The 23,248-nt window shown below is 67.7% G+C and carries 20 protein-coding genes and 1 riboswitch; of the genes, 13 read left to right on the top strand and 7 right to left on the bottom strand.

Features of this window, described 5'->3' with window-relative positions:
- The first annotated feature begins 54 nt into the window (after positions 1 to 54).
- Both A3OM_RS0122145 and A3OM_RS0122140 read left to right on the top strand, forming a co-directional pair.
- A complete protein-coding gene (locus tag A3OM_RS0122145) occupies positions 55 to 501 on the top strand; it encodes a helix-turn-helix domain-containing protein (RefSeq protein WP_018045987.1) in 447 nt (148 codons plus the stop codon).
- A 74-nt stretch (positions 502 to 575) separates the two neighbouring features.
- Entirely contained in the window at positions 576 to 971 is a 396-nt protein-coding gene (locus A3OM_RS0122140) for a hypothetical protein (RefSeq protein WP_018045986.1), read from the top strand.
- A 259-nt stretch (positions 972 to 1,230) separates the two neighbouring features.
- On the opposite strand, the gene A3OM_RS0122135 is transcribed toward A3OM_RS0122140, so the two are convergent.
- Positions 1,231 to 1,452, bottom strand: coding sequence for a hypothetical protein (locus A3OM_RS0122135; RefSeq protein WP_018045985.1), 222 nt, complete (start codon positions 1,450 to 1,452; stop codon positions 1,231 to 1,233).
- Between the two features lie 395 nt (positions 1,453 to 1,847).
- On the opposite strand from A3OM_RS0122135, the gene A3OM_RS0122130 reads away from it, so the two are divergent.
- From A3OM_RS0122130 to A3OM_RS0122090, 8 genes are all read left to right on the top strand, one after another.
- Positions 1,848 to 2,036, top strand: a complete 189-nt coding sequence (locus tag A3OM_RS0122130; RefSeq protein WP_026176314.1) for a hypothetical protein — start codon at positions 1,848 to 1,850, stop codon at positions 2,034 to 2,036.
- Between the two features lie 687 nt (positions 2,037 to 2,723).
- Positions 2,724 to 3,806, top strand: coding sequence for a sulfate ABC transporter substrate-binding protein (locus A3OM_RS0122120; protein WP_280136341.1), 1,083 nt, complete (start codon positions 2,724 to 2,726; stop codon positions 3,804 to 3,806).
- A 316-nt stretch (positions 3,807 to 4,122) separates the two neighbouring features.
- On the top strand, positions 4,123 to 4,980 hold the full coding sequence (cysT, locus tag A3OM_RS0122115; protein WP_026176312.1) for a sulfate ABC transporter permease subunit CysT: 858 nt from the start codon (positions 4,123 to 4,125) through the stop codon (positions 4,978 to 4,980).
- A complete protein-coding gene (cysW, locus tag A3OM_RS0122110) occupies positions 4,973 to 5,854 on the top strand; it encodes a sulfate ABC transporter permease subunit CysW (protein WP_026176311.1) in 882 nt (293 codons plus the stop codon). The genes cysT and cysW overlap by 8 nt, the downstream gene beginning before the upstream one ends.
- A gap of 4 nt (positions 5,855 to 5,858) precedes the next feature.
- Positions 5,859 to 6,905: a sulfate/molybdate ABC transporter ATP-binding protein gene (locus A3OM_RS0122105; RefSeq protein WP_018045980.1), complete on the top strand. Its 1,047-nt coding sequence runs from the start codon at positions 5,859 to 5,861 to the stop codon at positions 6,903 to 6,905.
- A 93-nt stretch (positions 6,906 to 6,998) separates the two neighbouring features.
- Entirely contained in the window at positions 6,999 to 7,556 is a 558-nt protein-coding gene (locus A3OM_RS0122100) for a DUF4337 domain-containing protein (protein ID WP_018045979.1), read from the top strand.
- A gap of 70 nt (positions 7,557 to 7,626) precedes the next feature.
- A complete protein-coding gene (locus A3OM_RS0122095) occupies positions 7,627 to 8,133 on the top strand; it encodes a phosphate-starvation-inducible PsiE family protein (protein ID WP_018045978.1) in 507 nt (168 codons plus the stop codon).
- A gap of 119 nt (positions 8,134 to 8,252) precedes the next feature.
- Positions 8,253 to 9,599, top strand: coding sequence for an L-serine ammonia-lyase (locus A3OM_RS0122090; protein ID WP_018045977.1), 1,347 nt, complete (start codon positions 8,253 to 8,255; stop codon positions 9,597 to 9,599).
- A gap of 108 nt (positions 9,600 to 9,707) precedes the next feature.
- Here A3OM_RS0122090 and A3OM_RS0122085 read toward each other — a convergent pair whose 3' ends face one another.
- Together A3OM_RS0122085 and A3OM_RS0122080 are read right to left on the bottom strand one after the other, a co-directional pair.
- The gene (locus tag A3OM_RS0122085) at positions 9,708 to 10,160 is read right to left on the bottom strand and encodes a BLUF domain-containing protein (protein ID WP_018045976.1); all 453 of its coding nucleotides are present in this window, start codon (positions 10,158 to 10,160) and stop codon (positions 9,708 to 9,710) included.
- Between the two features lie 382 nt (positions 10,161 to 10,542).
- Positions 10,543 to 12,873, bottom strand: a complete 2,331-nt coding sequence (locus A3OM_RS0122080; protein ID WP_018045975.1) for a Tex family protein — start codon at positions 12,871 to 12,873, stop codon at positions 10,543 to 10,545.
- A 211-nt stretch (positions 12,874 to 13,084) separates the two neighbouring features.
- Here A3OM_RS0122080 and A3OM_RS0122075 point away from each other — a divergent pair, with 211 nt between their 5' ends.
- Positions 13,085 to 14,197 (top strand): hypothetical protein, encoded by a 1,113-nt coding sequence (locus A3OM_RS0122075; protein ID WP_018045974.1) that lies wholly within the window; start codon positions 13,085 to 13,087, stop codon positions 14,195 to 14,197.
- 52 nt (positions 14,198 to 14,249) lie between these two features.
- Here A3OM_RS0122075 and A3OM_RS0122070 read toward each other — a convergent pair whose 3' ends face one another.
- The gene (locus A3OM_RS0122070) at positions 14,250 to 14,888 is read right to left on the bottom strand and encodes a class I SAM-dependent methyltransferase (RefSeq protein WP_018045973.1); all 639 of its coding nucleotides are present in this window, start codon (positions 14,886 to 14,888) and stop codon (positions 14,250 to 14,252) included.
- Between the two features lie 264 nt (positions 14,889 to 15,152).
- On the opposite strand from A3OM_RS0122070, the gene A3OM_RS0122065 reads away from it, so the two are divergent.
- The gene (locus A3OM_RS0122065; RefSeq protein ID WP_018045972.1) at positions 15,153 to 15,710 is read left to right on the top strand and encodes a DUF1993 domain-containing protein; all 558 of its coding nucleotides are present in this window, start codon (positions 15,153 to 15,155) and stop codon (positions 15,708 to 15,710) included.
- A gap of 46 nt (positions 15,711 to 15,756) precedes the next feature.
- Here A3OM_RS0122065 and A3OM_RS0122060 read toward each other — a convergent pair whose 3' ends face one another.
- From A3OM_RS0122060 to A3OM_RS0122050, 3 genes are all read right to left on the bottom strand, one after another.
- The gene (locus tag A3OM_RS0122060; RefSeq protein ID WP_051074445.1) at positions 15,757 to 17,859 is read right to left on the bottom strand and encodes a TonB-dependent receptor; all 2,103 of its coding nucleotides are present in this window, start codon (positions 17,857 to 17,859) and stop codon (positions 15,757 to 15,759) included.
- Between the two features lie 159 nt (positions 17,860 to 18,018).
- A riboswitch (cobalamin riboswitch) is annotated at positions 18,019 to 18,221 on the bottom strand.
- A gap of 83 nt (positions 18,222 to 18,304) precedes the next feature.
- A complete protein-coding gene (locus A3OM_RS0122055; RefSeq protein WP_018045970.1) occupies positions 18,305 to 19,408 on the bottom strand; it encodes a catalase family protein in 1,104 nt (367 codons plus the stop codon).
- 163 nt (positions 19,409 to 19,571) lie between these two features.
- The gene (locus A3OM_RS0122050; RefSeq protein ID WP_018045969.1) at positions 19,572 to 21,086 is read right to left on the bottom strand and encodes a glucan biosynthesis protein; all 1,515 of its coding nucleotides are present in this window, start codon (positions 21,084 to 21,086) and stop codon (positions 19,572 to 19,574) included.
- A 199-nt stretch (positions 21,087 to 21,285) separates the two neighbouring features.
- Between A3OM_RS0122050 and mdoH the strand changes: the two genes are divergently transcribed.
- Complete coding sequence (gene mdoH, locus A3OM_RS0122045; RefSeq protein WP_018045968.1) at positions 21,286 to 23,181, top strand: glucans biosynthesis glucosyltransferase MdoH; 1,896 nt, start codon at positions 21,286 to 21,288, stop codon at positions 23,179 to 23,181.
- Positions 23,182 to 23,248 lie beyond the last annotated feature (67 nt).

The following is a 23,248-nucleotide window of genomic DNA, read 5'->3' as shown; positions in this document are numbered from 1 at the left end:
TTCGTCGTTAGACAGGAGCCTACAAGCTCTAGCGACTAGAGGATCAAGCGGAAAATGACGTTCTCGATCGGAATCCTGTCGCGCCGCGCCGGGGTGAAGGTGCCGACGATCCGCTATTACGAGCAGGTCGGGCTGATGCCCTCGCCCCCGCGCACCGACGGACAGCAGCGCCGCTACGGTGACGCCGAGGTGGCGCGGCTCAACTTCATCCGGCACGCGCGCGAGCTCGGCTTCGAGGTCGATGCGATTCGCGAGCTTCTCGCCATGAGCGCGCAGCCGGAGGAATCCTGTGCCGAGGTGGACCGCCTGGCGCGACGCCACCTGGCGGAGGTGGAGCAGCGCATTGCCCGGCTGGTCTCCCTGCGCACGGAATTGCAGCGCATGGTGACGGAATGCGGCCACGGGCGGGTGGGCGAGTGCCGGGTCATCCAGGTTCTGGCCGACCACGGCGAATGCGACCACGACCATGGCGGTGCGCGGCCGGGATTCGCCGAGGCGTAAACTTCCCCGCTCCGGCGGAGCCGAAGGGGCGGGCGGCGGGTTGTCCCGTCACAGCCCCCCGTTGAGGATGCCCCATGTTTCAGAGACCCCGTTCCTTCGCCGCCGTGCTAGCCGCCGGATTCGCCGCCAGCCTCGTGGCCGGCCCGGTCCTCGCCTCCCCGTGTTCGGAGGAGATCGCGCGCCTCGAAGCGAAGGTGAAGGAGGAGGCGACCGGCGCCATCTCGGCCTCGACCTCGGGCAAGGCGGCGGCCGGCGCGCGGGAAGGCCAGGGAGAGACCGGACAGGGAGGCAACGCCTCGACCCCGGCCGCTCCGCCGGAGAAATCCGCCGAGGCCGGCAAGGGCTCCGATGCGGCGATGCAGGCCAAGGTCGCCTTGGACGAGGCCCGCACCGCCGACGGCAAGGGCGACGCCCAGGCCTGCAACGCCGCGCTGGAGCGCGCCAAGAGCCAGCTCGCCACGGCTCCGTGAGCGCGGGCGCACCGGCCGGGGGAGCCCGGCACGGTGCTGTCGCCCGCACGATGGCCCGTTGCGCGATGGCGCGGCGGGTCGTGGGGATGTCCCGGCAAAGCGTAAAAAGAGAAGTTTCTTCTTTTGAGGCCGTCTCGGACATCCGCCCCGACCGGCGTCGTATCGGCACGGACGCGGACTGCGTGCCGGCTCGCCGTCCCTTGTCTTTCAGGCGGCGCGGGAAGGCCGCCGCCGTCGATGGAGGATCCTTTCGGGGGTCCTAGGCGGCGGCGCTGAGGGCGTGTTTGTTGCCCTGAATGCCGGCGCATAGATCATCGATCTCCGCAAGATCTAGACTTTCACCTGAGTGGCTTGCAATTGCATCGATCAGGTGATCTTGCCGAGGATCGAAGGGATGGCCCTGAAGGCGATAGAATTGATAGTAACGCAATGCCGCCAATACGGTGTCGCGCTCTCGCACTGTGATGGTGATGGTCTGCATTCTTTGAAGATCTCCCCTTCGTGCAGTTTTTGCTCTCCGAACACTTGAATCCGACTCAGCGAGCGAGAGCGTTGTAACCCCGCTTCGGTGCAGCCGTCCACAGCCGGAAACCATTCGGTAACCCTGTCGGCGGGTCGGCCGAGGGGTCGGCCGGAGGCAACCCTTTGCAGGCGTGCCATTTCCTCCCGGAGGGACGGGCGGCGGATTTATTTCGCTCTGGAAATGTAAAATGTCATTGACAGGAAAGAGGAAAACTGGCGGCGCCCGGCAAAGCTCGGCCGCATGCGTCTTTCGCGGAATCGATAAAATTGTTCTTAACCAATCCGTGGGAGCCTTCTGGTCACGACCGACTCACTCACCCGTGAGAAAGTCGAGTATGAGCGGAGCCACCCCTCATGACCAAAATGCAGCCGGATGACGGGCAGGACGGTCGAGCACACCGGGCAAGACCGGTGGCGCTCTCCGCGAGCGTACGACGCCATCTCGGGCTGAACCTGCGCACCCATTATGCGGCTTCACTGGTCGAACCAGTGGGCGAGCGGATCGAAACGCTGCTGACGAAGCTCGGCCGCACGAAGGGCTGACTCGTCACGCCGGATGAGCGGGACGACACACGCCGTTCAGAATTGCGGTGCTATGGGTTCCGCCTACGCGCCGGACCTGCCCGGCCCGTCCGCAGCCAACCCGCGAAACCCGATCCCATGACCGTCCTCGTTCTCGTCGTCGCCGGAAACATCCTGCTCGCGACCCTGTTCTCCCTGGTCGCCCTCGCCTCCGACTGAACGGCCCTCGCGAGACGCTTCGGCGTTCCAGCCTGCCTCCACATCACGGCTCTCGACGTAGCGTGAGCCACCCAGCCCGGACGACCGGTCGCGGCATGCCGCAACCGGCGCTTCGTCGTGCCTCCATGGATCGGTCCGACGCCGTCCGGCCCCGCTCTCCGTTTCGCCGATTCGCCGGCCCAGCGGCCCTCGCAATCGGCCGGAACATGGCATGCGGATCGGCGCGTGATCCGGGGCGGAACGTCCTTTCTAAAGAACCAGCCTCCCTGAGCATCTTGTTCCAAATCGCCGGCAACGGAGAGATTTTCGTTCCCCATGCCGCCCAGAGTTCTTCAAGACCTCGTTTTTTGAAGGAGAATTACCTATCTAAGCTCAGTAACGCCAATCCGGCCAAGCTTGACATTGTTCTTTAAAAAGAACGAAACGTAGCATCACCGGGGCATCGGGACGGCAACGTTCCCGCGCCGCGACGTAGCCGGAGACAACCCTGTGAGCTCGACCATGTCCTCGACGCCCAACGCCCGCCGTCTCTCCCAGAGAAGGCGTATCCTCGCCCTGTGCGCCGGTTCGGTCGGCCTGGTCTCGGCGGGGCTCGGCTCCGCACTGTTCGCCGCCGGCAGCGCCCAGGCGCAGACCGAACTCCTCAACGTCTCCTACGATCCGACGCGGGAGCTCTATAAGGAGATCAACGCGGCCTTCATCGAGGAGTGGAAGGCCAAGACCGGCGAGACGGTCACCATTCGCGCGGCCCATGGCGGCTCGGGCTCGCAGGCCCGCACCGTCATCGACGGCATCCCCGCCGATGTGGTGACCCTGGGCATCCCCTCCGACATCGACGCGATCAGCCGCATCTCGAAGAAGATTCCCGCCGATTGGCGCACCAAGCTGCCCAACGAAGGCCTGCCCTATACCTCCACCGTGGTGTTCCTGGTGCGCAAGGGCAACCCGAAGGGCGTGAAGGACTGGGGCGACCTGGTGAAGCCGGACGTGAAGGTGATCACCCCGAACCCGAAGACCTCCGCCGGCGGGCGCTGGAACTTCCTCGCGGCCTGGGGCTACGCCTACGAGAAGGAAGGCAAGAACGCCGACAAGGCCAACGCCTTCGTCGGCCAGCTCTACAAGCAGGTGCCGGTGCTCGATACGGGCGCGCGCGGCTCCACCGTGACCTTCGCCCAGCGCGGTCTCGGCGACGTGCTGCCGACCTGGGAGAACGAGGCCTATCTCGTGTTCGACGAGTTCGGCCGCGACAAGTTCGACGTGGTCGTGCCTCCGACCTCGATCTACGCCGAGCCGCCGGTGGCCCTGGTCGACGCCAATGTGGACAAGAAGGGCACCCGCAAGCAGGCCGAGGCCTACCTGCAGTTCCTCTACACGGACAAGGCACAGGCGATCTTCGCCAAGCACCATTACCGTCCGATCAAGCGCGAGGCCGCCAAGCCCGAGCATCTCGCCCAGCTGCCCGAGCTGAAGCTCTTCAAGATCGAGGATCTTCAGGGCAACTGGGACGATATCCAGAAGAAGAACTTCGACAATGGCGGCCTGTTCGACCAGCTGAGCAAGCCGCCGCAGTAACGCGGACCTCCCCCGTCGCGGCTACGGGATTCCTACATCTGCGGCTGCAGGCAGAGCGCGTCCCTCTCCCCCTTGTGGGGAGAGGTCAGGAGTGGGGGTGGCGCCGCTTGCCTCCACAGCTTGAGGGTTGCCCGACCACCCCCACCTCCAACTCCTCCCCACAAGGGGGAGGAGGGCCGCGAAGCCCGCGACTTGTGTGATTCTTAGCCATCACGGGGAGGATGCCACGGAGCGGAGGGCGACCTTGCGCCGGACACCGCACCCGCTTCCCGACCCGCCGATGCGTGAGCGAGGCGACCCACTTCAGGACCACCCCATGGCAGAGCCCCCTCTGCGTCCGAGACGACGCTTCCGTCAGCCCAGCGTGATTCCGGGCTTCGGCATCACCTTCGGCTACACCCTGACCTGCCTCGGCATCATCGTGCTGCTGCCGCTCGCCGCCCTCGTCGCCCGCGCCTCCGGCCTCGGCCTGTGGGGGATCTGGGAGGTGGCCACCGATCCGCGCGTCGCCAGCGCCCTGCGCGTGAGTTTCGGCGTGTCGCTCCTCGCCGCGCTCACCGCCTCGGTCTTCGGCTTCCTCATCGCCTGGGTGCTGACCCGCTACCGGTTCCCCGGCCGCAAGATCGTGGACGCGGTGGTGGACCTGCCCTTCGCCCTGCCCACCGCCGTCGCCGGCATCGCCCTGGCCTCCCTCTATGCGCCCAACGGTCTCGTCGGCGAGCAGCTCGCCAAGCTCGGGATCGAGGCCGCCTACACGCCGGTGGGCATCTACATCGCCATGGTCTTCATCGGCCTGCCCTTCGCCGTGCGGACGGTGCAGCCCCTCATCGAGGAAATCGACAAGGAGATCGAGGAGGCCTCGGCCACCCTCGGCGCCGATCGCTGGCACACCCTCATCAAGGTGGTGGTGCCGCCGCTGATCCCGGCGGTGCTCACGGGCTTCGCCCTCGCCTTCGCCCGCGGCGTCGGGGAATACGGCTCGATCATCTTCATCGCCGGCAACCTGCCCTACGTCTCCGAGATCGCGCCGCTCCTCATCGTCATCAAGCTCTCCGAGTTCGATTACGGGGGCGCCTGCGCCATCGCGACGATCATGCTCGGCATCTCGTTCGTGACGCTGCTGGCCATCAACCTGATCCAGGCCTGGAGCCGCAGGAGATTCGGATATGTCTAGCGCCCTCGCCACCACTCGGCCCCCCGCCCGCGCCGGGAGCGTGGTCACCGAAGGCTTCGCCGTCCGCGCGCTGCTGATCGGGATCGCGGTGGTCTTCCTCGCCCTGTTCCTGGTGCTGCCCCTGGTGACGGTGTTCATCCAGGCCTTCGCCAAGGGCTGGTCGGCCTATCTCGCCGCCTTCTCCGAAACGGATGCCCGCTCGGCGATCCGCCTCACCCTGCTGACCGCGGCCATCGCCGTGCCGTTCAACCTCGCCTTCGGCGTCATGGCCTCCTGGGCCATCGCCAAGTTCGAATTCCGCGGCAAGAACCTGCTCGTGACCCTCATCGACCTGCCGTTCTCGGTCTCGCCGGTGGTCTCGGGCCTGATCTACGTGCTCGTCTTCGGCGCTCAAGGGGTCCTCGGCCCGTGGCTGCTCGCGCACGACATCCAGATCATCTTCGCCGTTCCCGGCATCGTGCTCGCCACGATCTTCGTCACCTTCCCCTTCGTCGCCCGCCAGCTGATCCCGCTGATGCAGGAGCAGGGGACGGCGGAGGAGGAAGCCGCGCTGACCCTCGGCGCCTCCGGCTGGCACGCCTTCCGGACGGTGACGCTGCCCAACATCCGCTGGGGGCTGCTCTACAGCGTGCTCCTCTGCAACGCCCGGGCGATGGGTGAATTCGGCGCGGTGTCGGTGGTCTCGGGCCATATCCGCGGATTGACAAACACGCTGCCGCTCCACGTGGAGATCCTCTACAATGAGTACAACTTCGTTGCCTCTTTCGCCGTCGCTTCCCTCCTTGCCGGCCTCGCTCTTGTCACCCTCCTCGTCAAATCCCTTCTCGAATGGCGCTTCAGCGCCGAGATCGCAGCCGGCGCACGGGGCCACTGACCCGGTGGGATCGTCCACGGCGATCCGGGTCGAGGGGCTGTCGAAGACCTTCGACACCGCGGCGGTGCTGCACGACCTCTCCCTCGACGTGCGGGCGGGCGAGCTGCTGGCGCTGCTCGGCCCTTCGGGCTCGGGCAAGACCACGCTGCTGCGCATCATCGCCGGGCTCGATTTTCCCGATCGCGGGCGGATCATCTTCGGCGCCGACGATGCCACGCGGGTTCCGGTGCAGGAGCGCGCCGTCGGCTTCGTGTTCCAGCACTACGCCCTGTTCAAGCACATGAGTGTCGCCGAGAACATCGCCTACGGCCTCAACGCCCGCAAGCGCGCGGACCGGCCGGCCAAGGCCGAGATCAAGCGCCGGGTCGGCGATCTCCTCGACCTCATCAAGCTCTCGGGCTTCGCCGACCGCTACCCGTCGCAGCTCTCCGGCGGCCAGCGCCAGCGCATCGCGCTGGCGCGCGCTCTGGCCGTGGAGCCCCGCGTGCTGCTGCTGGACGAGCCCTTCGGCGCCCTCGACGCCCAGGTGAGGAAGGACCTGCGCCGCTGGCTGCGCGAGATCCACGACCGCACCGGCCAGACCACGATCTTCGTGACCCACGACCAGGACGAGGCGCTGGAACTCTCCGACCGCGTCGCCGTCCTGTCCAAGGGCCGCCTCGAACAGATCGGAACCCCGGACGAAGTCCAGGAAAACCCGGTCTCCTCCACCGTGCTGAAGTTCCTCGGCGACACGATCGAGGTGGAGGCCATCGCCCAGGGGAGCGAGGTCCGCGTCAACGGCCGCCTCACCCCGGTGAAGGCACCGCCCGGCCTCGTCGGCCCGGTCAAGCTCTATGCGCGGCCGTGGCAGCTGCAATTCGCCGAGCCCGACCAGGCCCATCTCGAAGGCCATGTCCGCTCCTCCTATCGCAGCCAGGGCCGCCAGCGGATCGAGGTGGACCGCTCCGAGGGCAAGACCGTGGTGGTGGAGGCCTCCGACACCCACCGCCTCGCCGCCGGCCGCAAGGTCGGCCTGACGATCAATGCCGGCTACGTCTTCAAGGATTGACGGGGCGGCACCGGCACCGCGGAGGAAACGGTTGCGCTTCCTCCGCGGATCGGCTGTGACTCCCGCCGTCGAAATCGAGAGGGAGCATCCGGCATGTCGGGTCATGGAGCCATCGAAGGCTCGAACAAGAAGGTCGCGCTGCTGATCTCGGTGCTGGCGCTGTTCCTGGCGCTGGCCGAGACCCTGGCCAAGGGTGCGCAGACGGAAGCGCTCAGCGCCAACGTCGAATCCTCCAACCAATGGGCCTATTACCAGGCCCGCACCATCCGCGGCACCATCCTCAAGACCGCCGACGAGACCCTCGCCCTGATCCCGCCGGAGACGGCCAACGCACCGGCCATCGCGGCCAAGCGCGCCGAATGGGCCAAGACCATGGCCCGCTGGGAATCCGACCCCGCCACCGGCGACGGGCGCAAGGAGCTGCAGGAGAAGGCGCGGGCCTCGCAGGAGCACCGCGACCTCGCGCTCCATCGCTACCACCATTACGAGTTCGGCTCGGCCGCCTTCCAGATCGGCATCGTGCTCGCCTCGGCTCAGGTCATCACCGGCATCGCAGCGCTGACGCTGGCGGGCGGGTTCCTGGGCCTCGCCGGCCTCGTGATGCTGGGCTTCGGCCTCTACGCGCCGCACGTTCTGCCGTTCTTCCACTGACGCACGAATCCCGGCACCGAGCCTGGACTCTCGCCTCCTTCGCGACAGTTGAAGGAAAGGGAGGCGAGACATGGCGCAAGACAGCGAGCAGGAAGGCCGGCTGACCCGGATCTCGGCCTTCGTCTTCCTTCACACCGAACACGCCGTCTATGCCGCCCTCGGCCTGCTCCTCGCCGGGACGGCGATCCTGGCGCTCATCGACGCGACGGGCCTGCTTTTCGGAGCGATTCGCCATCTCGGGGGTTCGGGCGAACTCCTCAAGATCGTCGACAGCCTGCTGTTCCTGCTGATGCTGGTGGAGATCCTGCACACGGTGCGGGTCTCGATGCGCTCGGGGCGGCTCACCTGCGAGCCTTTCCTCATCGTCGGGCTGATCGCCTCGATCCGGCGCGTCCTCGTCATCACCCTGCAATCCTCCGAGGTGATGCACGCGCCGATGACGGCCGAGCGCGAGGCGCTGTTCCGCGCCTCCATGATCGAACTCGCCGTGCTGTCCGGGCTCATCCTCACCATGGTGATCTCGATCTTCTTGCTGCACCGCGCCCGCGACGACAACGAGGTGGCCGGCAAGGAATGATCCCGCCGTCTTGGAACTGGCTTCGCACTTGCGAAGACGAGGCCCGATCTTCAGATCAGGCCGATGAGACGAGCGGTCGCGACGCCGCGCGCTGTTGCGGATGAGACGGACCGGGACCGATGATCAGCGCCTTCGACCTGTTCAAGATCGGGATCGGCCCGTCGAGTTCGCACACGGTGGGGCCGATGGTGGCGGCCTTCGATTTCCGCGAGCGGACGCGGCGGCGTCCCGGCCTCGCCCGCATCCGCGCCGAGATCTTCGGCTCCCTCGCCTGGACCGGGCGCGGGCACGGGACCGATGTCGCCATCCTCCTCGGCCTCCTCGGCCATAGCCCCTCCGCCATCGACCCCGACCGGGTGGACGAGTACGTGGCCGAGGCGAAGAGGACGGGCCGGCTCGGCCTCGGCGGCCCGGCCTTCGCCCTCGAGAGCGATCTCGTCTTCAACTTCACCGAGGTGCTGCCGGTGCACACCAACGGCATGCGCTTCCGCGCCCTCGACAGTCAGGGCACGGTCCTCGACACGGTCACCTGCTATTCCATCGGCGGCGGCTTCGTCGTCGGCGAGGAGGAGGTCCGCGCGGGCGAGGCGGTGGAGTTTCCGCTGCCCTATGCCAGCGCCGCCGATCTCCTGGCCACGTGCCTGCGCACCGGCTTCTCCATCGCCCAGGTCCAGCGCGCCAACGAGGGCGCGAGCCGCAGCCGCGAGGCCATCGACGAGGGGCTGGACGCCATCCGCGACGCGATGTTCGCCTGTATCGACCGGGGGCTTCGCCAGACCGGCGAACTGCCCGGCGGCCTCAAGGTGCGGCGGCGGGCCAAGAAGCTGTTCGAGGACCTGGAAGCCAACCGCCACCTCAACGCCCGGCCGGCCCACGAGATCATGGACTGGATCAGCCTGTTCGCCCTCGCGGTGAACGAGGAGAACGCTGCCGGTGGCCGGGTGGTGACCGCCCCCACCAACGGCGCCGCCGGGATCGTCCCGGCCGTGCTGCGCTACGCCCGCGACTTCTGCCCCGGCTGGTCGGACGAGCGCGGCCGCGAATTCCTGCTGGTGGCCGCTGCCATCGGGGGTCTCATCAAGAGCCGCGCCTCGATCTCCGGCGCCGAGGTCGGCTGCCAGGGGGAGGTCGGCTCGGCGGCGGCCATGGCGGCGGCGGGTCTGGCCGCGCTGCTCGGCGGCTCGACCCTGCAGATCGAGAACGCCGCCGAGATCGCCATGGAGCACCATCTGGGCATGACCTGCGACCCGATCGGCGGCCTCGTCCAGATCCCCTGCATCGAGCGCAACGCCTTCGGGGCCAACAAGGCGGTGGTGGCCGCCTCCCTGGCTTTGCGCGGCGACGGCATCCACCGGGTCAGCCTCGACGAGGTCATCGAGACCATGCGCCAGACCGGCCACGACATGCAGGCGAAATACAAGGAGACCTCGCTCGGCGGCCTCGCGGTGAACGTGGCGGCGTGTTGAGCCGCCGATCCCGTCTCAGCCGTCACGGCCGGTTCTGCAGATTATCCAGACGGTGACGAGCAAAACCCATGGCCGTCCGTGCACTCTGCGAACCCTCAGGTGCCGGGGCTAGCTGGCGAGACGCTGCGCCTGACGCTTAGCCGCATCGAAGGCCTGAAGATCGAGGGCGAGATTGATGACGTGAGCGCTCTTCAGGCGTGTCGGCTCGATCGCGCTTCCGATACCGTGCTGCAGGTAGACTTCTTCCACCTCCGGCGTTCGCATCGCGCCGCCCATGGTCCAGTTGGGGAAGGAGCGGCTCTGAACATTGCGCGCATCCATGATGGTTGCGGTGGCGTGGCGCGGGTCGCGTGCAATCCGAGTATAGGTGGCACTCACCTGGGCTTGCTCACCCTCCAGAATCTGGATGAACCACGTCTTGTCGAAAATGAGGAAGCCGGTGATTCCGTCTCTGCTATTATTGCGCTGAGAAGCGGAAACGATTTCCCGCAGATTCGTAAGCATTGCGCGGTCGTTACCCTGCACGACGTTACGGCTATAATAGACGAGTTGGTGAATCATCGTAGATTTTCACTTCTGTTAAAAAGCGGAGCGTAAGAAAATGATCGTCCCTTACACTCATGCAGCCCACCAACGCCGCACGAACGATATCGGCCTTGACCCGATTGTCTTGTTTGATCGCTAAGTTAATCAAATCCGAATACGCAACGATAAGCAGCTCTTGGAATCCTCTTCACCGCTCGGGCCAGCGACAGGCGGAGGTCTTTACGCGACGTGCCAGATGCCGGGAAACGGTCCCAGCGAAATATTTGGCATGAACGGCGCGATGACCGCTCACCGTCCAGCCGAGAGCCCGATCACGGGATTCAGAGCCTATGCCTGGGTTCGGATCGCGCCCGAGGTACCCGAAATCGTCTCCTGGGAGAGGAGACGCACGCCGCCGTCAGCGGCGTCCCCGGTCCTTGCCCTCCGCCGCCCGGCGCAGGGCCTCGGCGAACGCGCCGTCGGGGGCCGGGCCGCGTGGCGCCGGGGCCGGCGCGGGTCTCTGCTGGGGGCGTGAGGAGGAGCGCTCCTCCTGTCGCCCCGGTCGCGCCGCGCCCGCTTCCTCCGAGCGCATGCTGAGCGCGATGCGCTTGCGGTTGGCATCCACCTCGACGACGCGCACCTGGACCACGTCGCCGGGCTTCACCACCTCGCGCGGATCCTTCACGAACCGGTCGGCCAGGACCGAGATGTGGACGAGGCCGTCCTGGTGGACGCCGATATCCACGAAGGCGCCGAAGGCGGCGACGTTGGTCACGACACCTTCGAGGCGCATGCCGGGTCGGAGGTCCGAGATCTTCTCCACCCCGTCCTGGAAGGTCGCGGTCTTGAAGGCCGGGCGCGGGTCGCGGCCGGGCTTTTCCAATTCCGACAGAATGTCGGTGACCGTGGGCAGGCCGAAGGTCTCGTCGGTGAAGCGCTTCGGGTCGAGGCTCTTCAGGACGGGGCCGTTGCCGATGACGGCCTGGATGGGCTGCCCGGCGGCGGCGAGGATGCGGCGCACCACCGGATAGGCCTCCGGATGCACGCCCGACGCGTCGAGGGGATCGTCGCCGTCGCGGATGCGCAGGAAGCCGGCGGCGAGTTCATAGGCCTTGGGGCCGAGGCCGGCGACCTTCTTGAGGCTGGCGCGGGTGCGGAACGGCCCCTTCTCGTCCCGCGTCGTCACGATGTTGGCCGCCACCCGCTCGGAGAGGCCGGAGACGCGGGCGAGCAGGGGCGCGGAGGCGATGTTCACGTCGACGCCGACGCCGTTCACGCAATCCTCCACCACCGCATCGAGGGCCTTGGAGAGCTGACCCTCGCCGAGATCGTGCTGGTACTGCCCGACGCCGATGGCCTTCGGCTCGATCTTGACCAGTTCGGCGAGCGGGTCCTGCAGGCGCCGGGCGATGGAGACCGCCCCGCGCAGGGTCACGTCGAGGCCCGGCAATTCGGCGCTGGCATAGGCGGAGGCCGAATAGACCGAGGCGCCGGCCTCCGACACCATCACCTTTGTGAGCTTCAACTCCGGCTGCTTGGCGATGAGTTCGGCGGCGAGCTTGTCGGTCTCCCGCGAGGCGGTGCCATTGCCGATGGCGATGAGCTCGACCTTATGGGCGCGGCAGAGTTTGGCCAGGGCGACGAGGGCGCCGTTCCAGTCGCGGCGCGGCTCGTGCGGGTAAATCACGTCGGTCGCCGCGACCTTTCCGGTAGCATCGACCACCGCGACCTTCACCCCGGTCCGGAACCCCGGATCGAGGCCGAGGGTCGGCCGGGCACCGGCGGGGGCGGCGAGCAGCAGGTCGCGCAGGTTTCCGGCAAAGACGCCGACCGCGCCGGTCTCGGCCACCTGTTTCAGGCGTCCGCGCAGGTCGGTGTCGAGGGCGGGTTTCAGCTTGGTGCGCCAGGTCCGGCGCACGGTCTCCATCAGGAAGCGGTCCCCCGGCCGGCCGTGATCGCCGATGCGGAAGGCGCGGGCGATGCGCAGTTCCTGCCAGGAGGGCACGCCCTTCTCGGCCACGTCGCCGGGGGCATCGGTGATGTCGAGGTCGAGGATCTCCTCCTTCTCGCCCCGGTACAGGGCCAGGATGCGGTGCGAGGGCAGGCGCGTGAGCGGTTCGGAGAAGTCGAAATAGTCGGCGAACTTCTCGCCCGCCGCCTCCTTGCCCTTCTTGACGGTGGAGGTCATCCGGCCGCGCTGCCAGACCGTGTCGCGCAAGCTTCCCACCAGTTCCGGGTCTTCGCCGAACCGCTCGATCAGGATGGTGCGCGCGCCCTCCAGCGCGGCCTCGACATCGGCGACGCCCTTGCCCGCATCGACGAAGGCGGCGGCGGCCTGTTCCGGTGCGCGCTCGGGATGGGCGAGCAGCGCCTCGGCGAGGGGGCCGAGACCGGCCTCGCGGGCGGCCTGTGCCTTGGTGCGGCGCTTCACCTTGAACGGGAGGTAGAGGTCTTCGAGGCGCGCCTTGGTGTCGGCGGCGAGGATGCGGGCCTTCAAGGCGGGGTCGAGCTTGCCCTGGCCGTCGATGCTCTCGAGGATGGCGGCGCGGCGCGCCTCGAGGTCGCGCAGATAGGCGAGGCGCTCCTCCAGATCGCGAAGCTGGGAATCGTCGAGGCCGCCGGTGACCTCCTTGCGGTAGCGCGCGATGAACGGCACCGTCGACCCGCCATCGAGAAGCTCGACGGCCGCAGCGACCTGCCGCTCGGCGACCTTGAGCTCCGCCGCGATGGTTGCAGTGATGGCGGCCATGGATTCCTCGCGCGCGTGAAGGGGCCGCGGTGTCTACAGGCCGGGCCGGAGAGCGGTCAAACCGGAGGGGTGATCCGGTGGATTCTCGAAGGCCGATCCTCGTGACAAATGCCGCGTGTCGATACCGATCGGTCAGGTGCGGTTGATGGACAAAGGCCCCGGCCCGGCGGAGACTTACTTCAACAAAAAACGGGTTTGGGAGAGAAATGCCATGAGGCTCAGGCTTGGTCTGGCCGTGCTCGCCGTCGCCTTCGCAGGCGTGGCCGCAGCGGAGCCCCCGACCTTCCAGGTCGATCCCGCATGGCCGAAGCCGCTGCCGAACGACTGGATCATGGGCCAGGCCTCCGGCGTCGCGGTGGATGCCGAGGACCGGATCTGGGTGGTGCAGCGCCCGCGCTCCCTCACCGATGACGAGAAGGCCGCCAGCCTCACGCCGCCGCGCACCAAATGCTGCCACCCCGCTCCGCCCGTGCTCGTCTTCGATCAGGCGGGCACCCTCGTCCGGTCATGGGGCGGGCCGGGCGAAGGCTATGACTGGCCGCAGAACGAGCACGGCATCCATATCGACCACAAGGGCTTCGTCTGGCTCGCCGGCAACGGCGAGCAGGATGGCTTGATCCTGAAATTCACGCCGGAGGGCAAATTCCTCCTGCAGATCGGCAAGCAGGGTCCGCAGACCAACAGCCTCGACACCACCCGCCTCGGGCGCCCCGCCGCCATGCAGGTGGACCCGGAGACCAACGAGCTCTTCGTGGCCGACGGTTACTACAACCACCGGGTCATCGTGTTCGATGCCGAGACCGGAGCGTTCAAGCGGATGTGGGGCGCCTACGGCAAGCCGCCCACCGACGAGACCCTGCCGGCCTACGACCCGGCCGCCGCGCCGGCCCAGCAATTCCGCAACCCGGTCCATTGCGTCCAGATCGCCCGCGACGGGCTGGTCTATGTCTGCGACCGGGCCAATGACCGGGTCCAGGTGTTCCGCCGCGACGGCAGCTTCGTGAAGGAGTTCTTCGTGGAAAAGAACACCCGCGCCAACGGCTCGGTCTGGGAACTGGCGCTCTGGCCCGACCCCGACCAGACCTACCTCCTCAACGCGGACGGCGCCAACAACGAGGTCCGCACCCTCAAGCGCGACACCGGCGAAGTGCTCGGCGCCTTCGGCCGCAACGGCCGCATGGCCGGCGACTTCCACTGGGTCCACAACCTCGCCGTGGACAGCAAGGGCAACGTGTTCACCACGGAGGTGGACACGGGCAAGCGCGCGCAGAAGTTCTTGTTCCGGGGGGAGATGGTGGTGCGGAAGCGGGCCGTGGGGCCATGACGCCGAATCCGACATAAAGGCGGGGGCGAGCCCGCCTCTTCTGGGTGAGCCCCTAACAACCAGCATCCGGCACCTTTTGAGCCAGCCAGATCGTTGCTCCGCCGCAGGTCGGATCGTTTTCGACATGCTTGAGCACCTTAAAGCCGTTGGCTTGCAACAGATGGCGATACTCGGCCGCGTCGAGACTGGCATGATACAGCGGTCGCCCCTCGAAAAGGCCCATAACTTCACCTTGTGCGGGACCGGAGGTGAAAAGCAGGGTCGCGTCAGGATGGCCAAGGCGGCCGAAGGTTTCGAACATCGGCCGCTGGTCGTCGGCTTTCAGGTGGAAGAGGCTGTGCCAAGCGACGAGCCCATGGAATCGCGGCAGCGGCGGCAAGGCGCGCATGTCGGCCGTGAGCCATGTCTGATCAGGAAAGTGCTCGCTCGCGATGTCGATCAATGCCGTGGCACCGTCCACCCCGGTGAGACGACAGTCTTTCTCGATCAGATAGCCCGCAATCGGCTGGCCGGCACCACAGCCGATATCCAGAACGTCACGTCCGTTCCGCGGCATAGCCGTGAGGAACGCATCCAGCCATGATCGTTCGAGATGGTCGTTTCCGCGCCGTTTGATCCAGGCGGTAGCGTGCTCCTGATAGAGCTCCACCACCGAGTCGGCCGCGCTCCGAATCTCCGACGCCTCACCCATTGCACCCCATCATCGGTCTCATCCTCCCCCGGAACCGTTCCTCCACGGTCAGGCGCAAGGACATCGACAGCCGGAGCAGCGTTCTCACGACGGAGGTGGACATGGGAAGACGCGCAGATGTTCTTCTTATGGGAGAGTTGGTGGTACGCAAGCGGGCTGTAGGGCCGTAGAGGTCGGAGTGGGAAGAAGTGGGCTTTGATTCATAGTGTTTGCTCTCTCGGAAATAGGATAAGCCCGAAATTATCCGTCACCGCGAGACTAATTATGTCGCTGACTAACCTTCTGGTACCGACCTATAGGAACATGCTGCAGACGCTGGCCGGGCTGCTGGACAAGGCGGAGCATCAGAGGGTGGATCAGGCCGATGGTCTGCTTTCGGCGCGTCTGGCACCGGACATGTATCCGTTGGCGTCACAAGTATGCTTTGCCGCCTACCAAGCCCAGGAGGCGACGTTCCGCCTTCGTGGTGAGGACATTCCCCCATCGCTCGCCGCCGTGGCAGCCGAAGGGCGCAATGCCGGCGAGGTGCCCGGATCAATGGCGGATGCACGGGCTCGTATCGCCGACGCATTGGCGCATCTGGACGGCTTCCCGGACGATGCTCTCGATGCCGGAGCGACCCTGCAGATCGCAATTGAGCTTCCGGGCAACATCACGTTCGATATGAGCGGCGAACAATACGCTCGGGATTGGGCTCTGCCTCAGTTCTACTTCCACGTCATCACCGCCTACGCCATCTTGCGACATCACGGCATCGCGCTCGGCAAAGCCGACTATGTGCCTCACATGTTCGCGTATTTCCGGCCCGGATCGCTGCCATGAGCATGACCGGAGAGCGGCTTGGCTGCCCACAACCCGCTCCCATTCCTCAAAACCGCCCCGCCACCGTCAACCGCACGGCCATCGGCTCCACTGGATGCAGATGCGTGTCCGCCACCCCGCCCGCCGGCTCTCCCCGCAGCCGCGACTCATAAAAATAATCGATCTGGCTCGCCTTGACGTTGAGCAGGTTGAGGATGTCGAGCTGCACCGTGACGCCGTTGTCGAAATTGTAGCCGATGCGGCCATTCACCAGGGTGGTGGGCTTCGAGCGGACGGAATTGTCCTCGATGAGCGGGCGCGGCCCGAAATAGCGAAGCCGTAGCGTACCGAACCAGCCGAGCGACTCGCCCAGCGTGAAGCCGGCGGCCGCGATGGCGGTGGGGGCGGCGGGAATGCGGCTTCCCGCAGGGTCGCGGTCGGCAAAGCGCGCATGGGTGACGGTGAGGTCGGCATCGAGCGCGAGCCAGGGCGTCACCGCGTAGTGGTTGGTCCACTCGATGCCGGTGCGCCGGCTCGGGCGGCTCGGCTCGGTGGTGCCGGCATCACCCACGAACAGGTTCTCGGAGTCGAAATCGAGCTGGAACAGGGTCACCGTCGATTCGAGGCCGGCGATGGAACGGTTGCGGAGGCCCACTTCCGAGCCCACCGAGCGCACCAGCAGGGGCACCCGGTCGAGGGGGAACAGGGGATTGCCCGGATCGACCGTGATGGTCGCGCCCCGGGCGTCGTTGGAATGGAAGCCCTCGCCGTAATTCACGAACAGCTCGGTCCCGATCCAGGGGCCGAACACGACGCCGAGCTTGGGGCTGACGATGCCGTCCCGCGCATGGCCCGAATTCAACGGATTGTTCGATCTCACGGTGGCGTCGTAGGCGTCGGCGCGCAGGCCGACGCTGGTGCGCAGCCAGTCGGTCCAGCGCAGGCGGTTCTCAAAGTAGAGGGCGGCGCTGCCCTCCTGCACGCGGTCGTCGCGCACGGTGGAGAGGGAGGTGCGCGCCCGCGTGTTGAACAGGCCCACATGGATGTCGTCGAACCGCGCCTGCACGCCGATCTCGTTCTCCATGGCGAGACCGAACAGCTCACCCTTGAACACCCTGGCGATCTCGCCGCCGGCGACGGTGCGGCTGTCGAGCTGGCGGAACTGGTCGCCATTGACCGGATCGTTGAGGAAATAGGTGAAGTTGTTGAACAGGTTGAGGTTCGAGCGGAGGACGTAGGCGCTGGCGCGGGTGACGCCGCCGTCGTCCGACCGGCTCCAGCGGCCCGACAGGGAGAAGCGGCTCGCATCGCCCCCATCGCTGGGGTCGAGGGTGCCGAAGCGGCCGATCAGGCCTTCCGAGATGGCCCGCTGCGGAATCTGGTTCGTCGCCGTCCAGCGGTTGGAATAGGCCATGCCGGTGAGGGAGAACCCGTCGAGGGCGGTGCCCTGGCTGTAGCGCAGCACGCCGTTGAGCTTTCGGATGGCGTCCGGCACCACCCAGGGGCCGTCATAGACCTGAGCCTCGCCGGCGGCGAGGAGCGTCCCCTCCCCGAGGGGTGCGGAGGCGATGGTGAGCGCCCGCTTGTAGCCGAAGCTGCCGATGGAGGTGAGCGCGAGAGGGCGGGGCACCGCGTCGATCGTGTCGATCCGCACCGAGCCGGCGGAGGCGAAATCCCCGTCGCGGGCGAAATACGGGCCCTTGTGGAACTCCACCGCGCCGACGAGCTCGGGAATGAGGAAGTTGATGTCGGCATAGCCCTGGCCGTGGCCATGGGTGCGCATGTTGGCGGGCATGCCGTCGATGGTGATGGCGATGTCGCTGCCGTGGTCGAGGTTGAAGCCGCGCAGGAAGTACTGGTTGGCTTTTCCCTCGCCGGAATGCTGCGTGACGATGAGGCCGGGCACGGCTTCCAGCACCTCGCCGGGGCGGGTGACCGGCCGGTCGTTGAGGGCCTTGCCGGTGATGACGCCGGAACTCGATGTCAGCGCGGGAGCGGACAGGGCGCCGAACGCTTCGGCCCCGCCGGTTCCGCCCGTGGCCCCGCCGAGACCGGGACCGGCAGCGGGCGGCGGACGCATGTCGGCGGCCACGGAAAGTTCGTCGAGGGTCGCCTCGGCGGTGGTCGCCGCGCCGGACTGGGCGAGGACCGGTGACGCGGATGTCAGCATCGCGAGGACGAGGAGGGGATGGAGAGCGCGTGGAGGATGGGCGGACACGGGCGAAACCTCGGGCGACGGCAGTGGCACGTCACCGCGAACGAAGCCGATGCGTTCGCGACATGCGAACGCCCCGACACCCCACCAGGACACCCCGCCCGATGCGTTTCGCGTGTGACCACGACTGACGGCAGGTCTCCTGGCTCGCGGGTCACCGCCCTCTCATCGTCTTCCCAGAGGCCGGAGCCTCCAGTGACGTGTTGATGATGGGCTCGCCGCTTACAGTTGCGGGGGCAGCCGCGGCTTCGGATGCAAGATCCTCACCGCGTTCCCTTTTGATCCTCCGAAGAGGAACCGTCATCGTCAGGCTAGGTCGGCCGCGCCGGGAGGGTCAATGGCGAGATGTTCCCGCATCGACCATCGCCGCCGCCCTGTCGCATCACGGCAACGTCCGGCATCACTCCGGGAGTGAGTCGAGGTTCCTCGGCTCCTCGATGCGGCGGCCGTTTGTCTCGGCCCGGAAGCGCTTGCCCATCTCGTAGGCCGATTTGCGCATGCGCATGATGCCGCCCAGCGGCCGGTGCGCGGCCAGCCCGTGCCACGGGCTGAACGACAGGCCGTCATCGACGAAAGCCGCGCGGGCCTCGCTCCAGCTCGTCTGCGGCGCGGCGGTGAGGGTGGCGATGGTGCGGTAGGGGCTCGCTGCCTCCGACCAGACCACGGAGGCGTCCTCCACCGGCATGTCGTCGAGGTTCAGGCAAAGCTGCGCCCGCAACTCCCAGGTCCCGCCATGGCGGCGGACATGCTCCAGCACCGCCTCGCGGATCGCATTGGGGGCGCTGGTGTCGTCCAGCGGCTTGTCGGTGAGCGCCGTCAGGTCCGGCGAGACCGGGACGAGCGCAATCTTGGCGATGTGATCGCCGAAGCGCAGCGGAACCTGGCTGTAGAAGCTGTCGCCCAGGATATGCGTCTCGGGCTGTCCGCCCAGCGTCGCCAGGGCCGGGCTCGGCGAACCGGTGGCCGCCACGACCGCGCTCTGCACGCCGCGCAACGCCGCCGAGGCGACCTTCTTGAGCCCCTCCGCCCGATCCGTGGTTTTGGCGAGGAGCTTCAGGGTCGCCAGGAACTGCTTCGGTCCGGGTGCGGAGAAGGCCGGGCCGTTGACGAGCACGAAATCCTGCGTGGCATCCCCTTCCGAGCCTTCGAGACGCTCGCCCTCGACACCGATGATCTTGATCGCCACCCCGCGCGGGGTGGAGACGCTGTCGTCCAGGATGTCGCCCGGAATGGTCGAGAAGCGCATCACCACGGGGTAGCGCCCCGGCTTCGCGAACAGGCCCTGCGCCAGTTCGGGGGATAGGCCGGGCGCCACCTCCAACTCGGCCCTCAAGGCGCCATGCGCCTTGGCGTGGACGCTGCGGATGGCATGACCGCCATGGGCGAGGGTCGTCTCGCTGATGGAGCGCATGGTCTCGTTCAGGGACCGGCTGGTCTCGGCCTCGTCGGCGTCAGGGGTCTCGACGGCGGGCGTGTAGCGCAGGTAGGGGGACTCGATCGCCAAGGGTGCTGCTCCGGGGGATGGCGGATGCCGCGCCCCGAGGCGCTTCGATGGCCTTGAGGGAACCGGGCGGCTCCGCAACTTGGTGGTGTTCCAAGTTGAGAATCCCCGACCGGTGCTCCCGTTCCGATCCCTGCGGCAACTCGCCAAGTCGTGAAATCGGCGATCAGGCGGCGTTGTCCCAGGTCTCGCTGATTGGACGCCCGCCGCGCATGAGGCGCGCCCGCAGGATCACGTCGCCGGGCGGCAACGGCGTCGCCGGGCGCCATTCCACGTAGAGGCGCCAGCCCCCGGTCTGGGGCACCCGCTCCACCACCGGATCGACCATGGCGCCGGCGCTGGCCGAGACCTCGGCCGCGATGTCACCGTCCGGGCCGGTGGGCAGGCCCGGTCCTTCGAAATCGATGACGTAGAGGCGCCGCTCCGGACTCGGCGGCGTGGTCGGCCGCAGGCGCTCGGCCGAACCGACACGGGTGGAGACCACCCGGGCGAGCGCGCTCAGTACGGCGGTGTCCGGTTCGGCCCCGATGGTGGCGAGGGTGTAGGCGAGGTCGAGGGCGCTTCCCGCCGTGACGGGTGCGTCCGGCACGAAGGCGGCGACGATATTGTCCATATACTCTTCGCGGGACGGGATCTCGAAGAGCTGCACCGCCCCGGCGCCGAACCCCGCCTGGGGCGTGACCCAGAGGCCGGGCCGCGCCTCGTGTCGGGCCTGAACGTCGAGATAGGCGGCAAAGCTTCGCTCGCGCTGGAGAAGTCCGAACCCATCGAGGGAATCGACCCGGAACGCCGAGATCTGCGGATCGCGCCGTCCGTTACTCAAGGGACGCCATAGGCGGTCGTCCTTGGTCGCCACCACCAGCCCATCGGAATCGTGAACCTGGGGCCTAAAATCGTCGAAGGGCGCGGCTCCGCGCGCGCCCGGACCGTTCTCTCCGTGCAAGAACATGCTGGTGAGCGGCGCGAGGCCGAGACGCGGGATCGCGGCGCGGGGATGCAGCGAGGCGGTGACGACCATCCGCGAGGTCTCGCCGGGTTCGACCACGAAGCGGTAGGCGCCCGCGAGGCTCGGCGAATCGAGGAGCGCCAGGATCGTGACGGCGCGGGCCTCGGCCTTCGGCTCGCAGATCCAGAACGCCGTGAAGTCCGGAAACTCCTCCGCTCCGGGACCGCCGGTCTGGATCGCGGCACCACGCGCCGACAGGCCGTATTCCTGCGTCTTTCCGCGAAGCCGGAAATACGAGGCGCCGAGGAAGACCAGGAATTCCTCCTGGTGAGCCGGCTTTCTATCGTCGAAGGCGTGATGCAGCCGGAAGCCGGCAAAGCCGAGATCGCGGGAAAAGTCCTGCCCGGCAAGGTCGGAGCCGAGATCGAACAGGCCCGACTGGTACAGGATCGGCTGCGGCGGCCCGTCCGGCGGCTGGAGGAACAGGGCGACGCGCTTCTTCTGCAGGAAGCCGCGATGGAACAGTTGCAGCGAGAACGAACCACCGAGGCGAGGGGCCGCGTCAGGGCGGAAGGTGATCGCGCGGTAGCCGTCGTAGCTGAGGGCGGCGAGCGGGGCCGGGAGATCGTCCGGAGCGGGCCGGTAGGGTGAGGCCGCGAGGCGGCGGGCCTGGGCCACGACGCCCTCGAAGGTCATCGGCGCGTCGCGCGGTGGGTCGAGAGTGTCGGCGGCCATCGTTCTGGCGGTATTCAGGTCGACGGCACTAGGCATTATGATGCCTGCTGTCAGACCGAGCGCGGTTCGCAAGGTCTGCCGCCGCGAGAGGGGCTCGCGTCCCGAACGCTCGTCTCCACCGTCGTCCCGTGTCATCGATGCCCTTCGTGTCGTGACGGATGACGGCCCATCTCAGCCTTGATCGAGTGTCCATCGCCCCATGTCCATCACCCGGTTGTCGCACGACGCATCCCAAGCCGGAATCCCGGACCCGGTGATTCCCGCGAGCCGGCCGAGCGAGACGCCCTCGTTCGAGGCGCCGTCGCTCCTGTGGCGGCGGCTCCTGCTGGCGGTGCCGACCCTGGTCACCGCGGCGGCGATCGCGTGGCTTGCCGTGTCCGCCTATGGACGCCCCGACGGCGCCTTGGGCTGGGCTGTGCTGGTCCTGTTCGGCCTCGTGATGGCGTGGCAATCCTTCGTCGCCTGGCAATACGTCTACGGACTCGTGGCGGTCGCGTTCGGCGATGCGGCCAAATCCGCGATCGAGATCCGCTCGGCCACGGTGCCGGCCACCGCCTCGGGCCTGAGCCGCACGGCGGCCGTGGTGGCGATCCATGCCGAAGATGCGGTGGCGGTGTTTGCCGCCCTTCGCGTCATGGCCCGCTCGCTCCAGCGTGGGGGCGGCGACGGGTCCGATATCGACATCTTCGTCCTCTCCGATACGCGCGACGGCGCCATCGCGGCGGTGGAGGAGCATGAATTCGCGCGGATCGAGGCCTGGGCGCGCCTGAACGGCCCCGGCCTGCCGCGCTTCCGCTACCGGCGGCGCCAGGACAATGCGGGCCGCAAGGCCGGCAACATCGCGGAGTTCTGTCGAAGCTACGGCGACGAGTACGATTTCATGATCGTGCTCGATGCCGACAGCCTGATGACCGGCGCCGCCATGCGCCGCCTCGCCCGGCTGATGGAGGAAGCCCCCCGTGTCGGGCTGATCCAGACCGTCTCCTATGCCACCGGCCGGGACACGCTGTTCGCCCGTATCCAGCAATTCGCCGTGCGGCTCTACGCGCCGCTGTCGATCCGCTGCCTCGAGACCTGGCAGGGCGCGGATGGAAGCTATTGGGGCCACAACGCGATCCTGCGGGTCGCGGCCTTCGCCGACAATGCCGAACTGCCGGTGCTGCCCGGCAAGGCGCCGCTGGGCGGCGAGATCCTGTGCCACGACATCGTCGAAGGCGCGCTCCTGCGCCGGGCCGGATGGGAGGTCCGCCTCCTGCCGGAGATGGGCGGCACCTGGGAAGAGATGCCGACGAACCTCGTCGATCTCCTCGGGCGCGAGCGGCGCTGGTGCCAGGGCAACATGCAGCACCTGCGCGTCACCACCCTGCCGGGCCTGCGGGCGGCGAGCCGCTGGCACCTCATCGTCGGCATCCTGTCCTACCTCGCCTGCCCGCTCTGGGTGCTGTTCCTCGCCGCCGCCTCGATCCAGGCCGCCGTCACCGGCGATCTCGGCCTCCTGGCCTATGGGCTCACCGGGACGGGCCTCGCCGCCCATGCGCTGGCCGCCCTCGTCGTCGTCGTGATGGCCCTGCCGAAGCTTCTCAGCCTCGGCCATGTCCTGGCCTCGCCGACCCGCCGCGCGGCCTTCGGCGGCACCGCCTCGTTGCTGAAGAGCGCCGTGCTCGAACAAATCGTCTGGGTGCTGCTCTGGCCGGTCATGACGGTCTTTGCCGCGGGTGCCGTCGCCACCACCTTCATCGGCCGCGTGGTGCGCTGGGATTCGCAGGTGCGCGACGACCGTCGGGTGCCGTGGTCCGAGGCGATTCGCCTGCAGGTGGACGCCCTGGTGGCGGGCGCCCTGCTCGCCGGCCTGCTCGTTTATGCCGGCGATCCCTGGCTCGCCCTGTGGATGGGGCCGGTGGCCCTCGCGCTCCTCACGAGCCCGGCCTTCAGCGTCCTGACCAGCCGCGCCGATCTCGGCCGTGCCTCGCAGAAGAACGGCCTGTTCCTCTCCATCGACGACACGGACCGCGCCCCCGAACTCCTCGACCTGGCCTCGGTCCGCCGGGGCGAGGAGCGGGGCCTGCGCCTCCATCAGGAAGCCTGGGCGAACTGAGGAACCGGCCTCTCCGCGCCACGATGAGGCCGAAGGGGCGACGAAGGGGCGAGAGGCTGGAAGCCAG

Source organism: Methylobacterium sp. 88A (assembly GCF_000376345.1).
In the GTDB taxonomy this organism is placed as follows: domain Bacteria; phylum Pseudomonadota; class Alphaproteobacteria; order Rhizobiales; family Beijerinckiaceae; genus Methylobacterium; species Methylobacterium bullatum.
The sequence above is the reverse complement of the archived record's forward strand: the minus strand, read 5'-3'. Positions and strand labels throughout refer to the sequence as shown.